We start from the raw sequence: 3,133 nt of genomic DNA, 5'->3' as shown, positions 1-3,133 counted from the left end.
TGTATTCATTTCATGGTGACGGTCAAATCCGTTTCCTAATATGTAAAGATGTTTCATGTACTATAATTATAAATAATGATATAATTCTATTTCTGTTATAATAAATATTTTAATTAATTTACTTATCTTCTAATACTTACTGCAGTACTCCTCTTTTATGTTTAATAGTATCAGAACATTATCTGTCATTCCTCTTTAAATTTATGTTTTTCGTTGTTCTTGGCTATACAACAAAATATCGCTTTTATGTCACCGTCTACAAATGACAGATTCAATATAGCTGATTTGTCAGTTGAATTTATCTGTAGTTTTACTTTTACCATCTTTTCTTTTGATATCAAACAATCACTCTGTCAACTCCAGCAACTCACTGAAATCATCTATTACCCAATCTGCATCAGCAAGGCTTTCCCTGCTGCCGTTGCCGTATGTTACACCACAAGTCATGGTTCCAGCACTCTTGCCCATCTGTATATCAAATGCAGTATCGCCAACGACAAGGGTTTCTTCCGCTTTGAATCGAAAAATGCCTAGTATCTTATTCACGGGTTCAGGTTTTGGCTTACCTTCTTTTACATCATCAGCACCAAGAATATAACTGATTAGCGATGACAGTCCGAGCGACTCCACATACTGAGCAAGCGAAGCATGACTACGGCTGCTTGCTATAGTCAGCGTTATGCCACGTTTCTTCAGTTGCTCCAATGTCTCCAGAACATGAGGATAAAGTGTGACGGCTCCATCCGTGTTGAATGTATAGAACAGCCTTCGATATGTTTCGGCATACAGTTCCCCCATGTCACCGCATTCAGGAAACAGCACTGCCGGAATCTCAATAAGTCTCAGCCCGATCATGGCGGCACATTCTTCATCAGAACGAGCCGGCAAGTTCAGTTCTTTGATGGTAGCCTGCATAGTCTGGATGATGACGGATGCTGTATCACCCAGTGTACCGTCAAAATCAAGTATGATATTTGTTATCTTTTTCATTCTAGCTATTCTTTTCAAGGTGCAAAATTACTAAAAATCCACCTCTTCCAATAAAGACAGCTTCCTCTTTCACGTTAAACATCCTTTTTCTGGATGAAAATTGCTCAGAAGCCATCCGTATTCGGCTGCAAAATTACCGGTTTCCTTTTTGGCCGTTCAAGGTCATGCTCTGTTTCAGCGTAAATCTCCACCCGACAGGTAGTATTTGCGCTAAAAACCTTTCCTGCTTCATTGAAACCGCTTTCGGGCAGCAAAATACGTCAGTTTCCCTCGCAGTCATCAGACAGTAGGGAAAAGTAAAGAACTAAAAAATATTCAGATTATGGCAACAATGGTTTATGATAGCGATTTGAGAACACTCAACGAAAGCGAATTGGTCTATAAGATTTCCAACCGAAAAGATGTAAACTTCAATAATGAAAGTACCTTTGAAGACTTTGTACAGCAGCTCACGCCAGGACGCAAGGAAACAGCTTTGGCAGTCATCGAACTCTACACACGCATGAAAGCCAAAAAGGATAATGCAAACCGCATCCTCAGTTCATTGGATATTTACACACTCATGCACCCCATCATGGCAAACCTTGAAGTTGAAGAGTCATGGGCGATATTCATGAACATGGCTTCACGGGTAATCAAGTCACAACGTATATCCAAAGGAGGATTGTCTTCCACCGCTGTTGATGTTCGGGTTATCCTAAAAGAAGCCCTACTATGCAATGCCGTTTCCATCGCCCTTGTACACAATCATCCAAGTGGAGCAATCCGACCAAGCAGAGAGGACGACCGGCTGACAAAAAGTTTGGCTGATGCCTGCAACATCCTCAATATCCGTCTGGTTGACCACGTGATTGTTACCGACGGTCATTTCTACAGCTATGCAGATGAGGGACGCCTCTAAACAAAAAGATAGCGGCAGTAAGGATTTCCCTTATTGTCGCTATCCTTTTTTCCTATTGTCAGTTGTTGTAATAGAGGTTGATTTTCCTTCCGGCTACCTCTTCTACGTCAATTTCTATCTCTTCATCCTCCAGCATCTCCAACAATTCGGAAATTGTCGAAGCCAACCCTTTTGTAACAGGTATCACGACACTTTCACCCACTGATACCTGGCATGTACCACCTTCCTGAATCTTCTTCAAAACCACTTTCGGCAACAGCCCACCCTGAATCCGTCCTGCCACCAGAAAAGCGTCACCAATAGTCTTGTCTTCAACAACTATCGTACTTTCCTTTTTTATAATTGCCTGCTTCAAATCAGCCTCACTGTATATCGTCATAGTATGGTCATCTTATTTTTGGGATGACAAAGGTAGCCAATTTTCCCCTTATATCAGCAAGTCCGTTCCAGTTTTACCCCCTTTTTCTTCTAATAACCTCGATGTTTGCTTGTGCTGATGTCCGTATTAGGCTGCAAAGGTAGATATTGCGTCCGCATCCCTTCAAGGTCATGCACTCCGTGTTTCATGAAAAATCTCCACCCTTCAGGTTGTATTTACGATGAAAACCTTGCCGGATGGTTCGCAACACCTTTTCATGGCACCAAAATACGTAACATCCCCAAGCAGTCATCAGAACTGTAGGGAAATAAAAACAATTAGACTATGGCAAATATGTGTACCAACATCCTGTATTGCAGGACAGAGCATGAAAGCGACTTGAAAAAAGTCGAAGATTTTTTGGAAAAGCACTTTGAGGTATTTCAGCAAACTTATATTGACAGCCTTGAAGCAGAGTTTGAATCATGTTGGGATTATCCCGAAGTAAAAATGAACCGATTGATGGCTACACTTGAACATAAGGGTGAACTCTATATGCGTGTTCTCTCATATTGTCTGGAAGACGAATATGCCTGCTTGCGTGTTTTCAAAAATGGCAAATGGGAAATCAAATAATTAACCTTTAAACTTACACTATTATGTTTGGACTATGTGAAGAAACCGGCATTATCGGTGCTTTCTGCACCTTGATTGTACCCTACAAGGGTTACACCGAAGGAACAGTCATTGAAGAATACGGCTCAGAAATCCTGATACGCCTGACCAACGGTAAGGAACTGTCCGTTTACCGTGACGAAGTAATCATCAATGATTGACGAATGATTATTGAATGATTTGCAAATGATTTACGAATGACACCTTTC

General features: G+C 41.1%; 7 protein-coding genes. 5 read left to right on the top strand and 2 right to left on the bottom strand.

All coding sequences use genetic code 11. The annotated features are described in order from the left end of the window. Window positions 1-345: 345 nt before the first annotated feature. A complete protein-coding gene (locus ACJMLZ_RS00230; RefSeq protein ID WP_405303318.1) occupies window positions 346-1,008 on the bottom strand; it encodes an HAD family hydrolase in 663 nt (220 codons plus the stop codon). A gap of 146 nt (window positions 1,009-1,154) precedes the next feature. Here ACJMLZ_RS00230 and ACJMLZ_RS00225 point away from each other — a divergent pair, with 146 nt between their 5' ends. Both ACJMLZ_RS00225 and ACJMLZ_RS00220 read left to right on the top strand, forming a co-directional pair. Continuing rightward, window positions 1,155-1,280: a hypothetical protein gene (locus ACJMLZ_RS00225; protein WP_405303316.1), complete on the top strand. Its 126-nt coding sequence runs from the start codon at window positions 1,155-1,157 to the stop codon at window positions 1,278-1,280. 32 nt (window positions 1,281-1,312) lie between these two features. Then, a complete protein-coding gene (locus tag ACJMLZ_RS00220) occupies window positions 1,313-1,891 on the top strand; it encodes a RadC family protein (protein WP_405303315.1) in 579 nt (192 codons plus the stop codon). A 58-nt stretch (window positions 1,892-1,949) separates the two neighbouring features. On the opposite strand, the gene ACJMLZ_RS00215 is transcribed toward ACJMLZ_RS00220, so the two are convergent. Then, the gene (locus ACJMLZ_RS00215; RefSeq protein WP_405303314.1) at window positions 1,950-2,270 is read right to left on the bottom strand and encodes a hypothetical protein; all 321 of its coding nucleotides are present in this window, start codon (window positions 2,268-2,270) and stop codon (window positions 1,950-1,952) included. 117 nt (window positions 2,271-2,387) lie between these two features. Here ACJMLZ_RS00215 and ACJMLZ_RS00210 point away from each other — a divergent pair, with 117 nt between their 5' ends. Genes ACJMLZ_RS00210 through ACJMLZ_RS00200 form a run of 3 tightly spaced genes read left to right on the top strand, consistent with a single transcriptional unit; the run spans window position 2,388 to window position 3,085 of the window. After that, window positions 2,388-2,573: a hypothetical protein gene (locus ACJMLZ_RS00210; protein WP_405303313.1), complete on the top strand. Its 186-nt coding sequence runs from the start codon at window positions 2,388-2,390 to the stop codon at window positions 2,571-2,573. Between the two features lie 21 nt (window positions 2,574-2,594). Beyond that, the gene (locus tag ACJMLZ_RS00205; protein WP_405303312.1) at window positions 2,595-2,885 is read left to right on the top strand and encodes a hypothetical protein; all 291 of its coding nucleotides are present in this window, start codon (window positions 2,595-2,597) and stop codon (window positions 2,883-2,885) included. Between the two features lie 23 nt (window positions 2,886-2,908). Then, window positions 2,909-3,085: a ribonuclease P gene (locus ACJMLZ_RS00200; RefSeq protein WP_405303311.1), complete on the top strand. Its 177-nt coding sequence runs from the start codon at window positions 2,909-2,911 to the stop codon at window positions 3,083-3,085. Window positions 3,086-3,133: the final 48 nt, after the last annotated feature.

Source organism: Methanobrevibacter sp., from assembly GCF_045126245.1.
Lineage (GTDB): Archaea > Methanobacteriota > Methanobacteria > Methanobacteriales > Methanobacteriaceae > Methanocatella.
The sequence above is the reverse complement of the archived record's forward strand: the minus strand, read 5'-3'. Positions and strand labels throughout refer to the sequence as shown.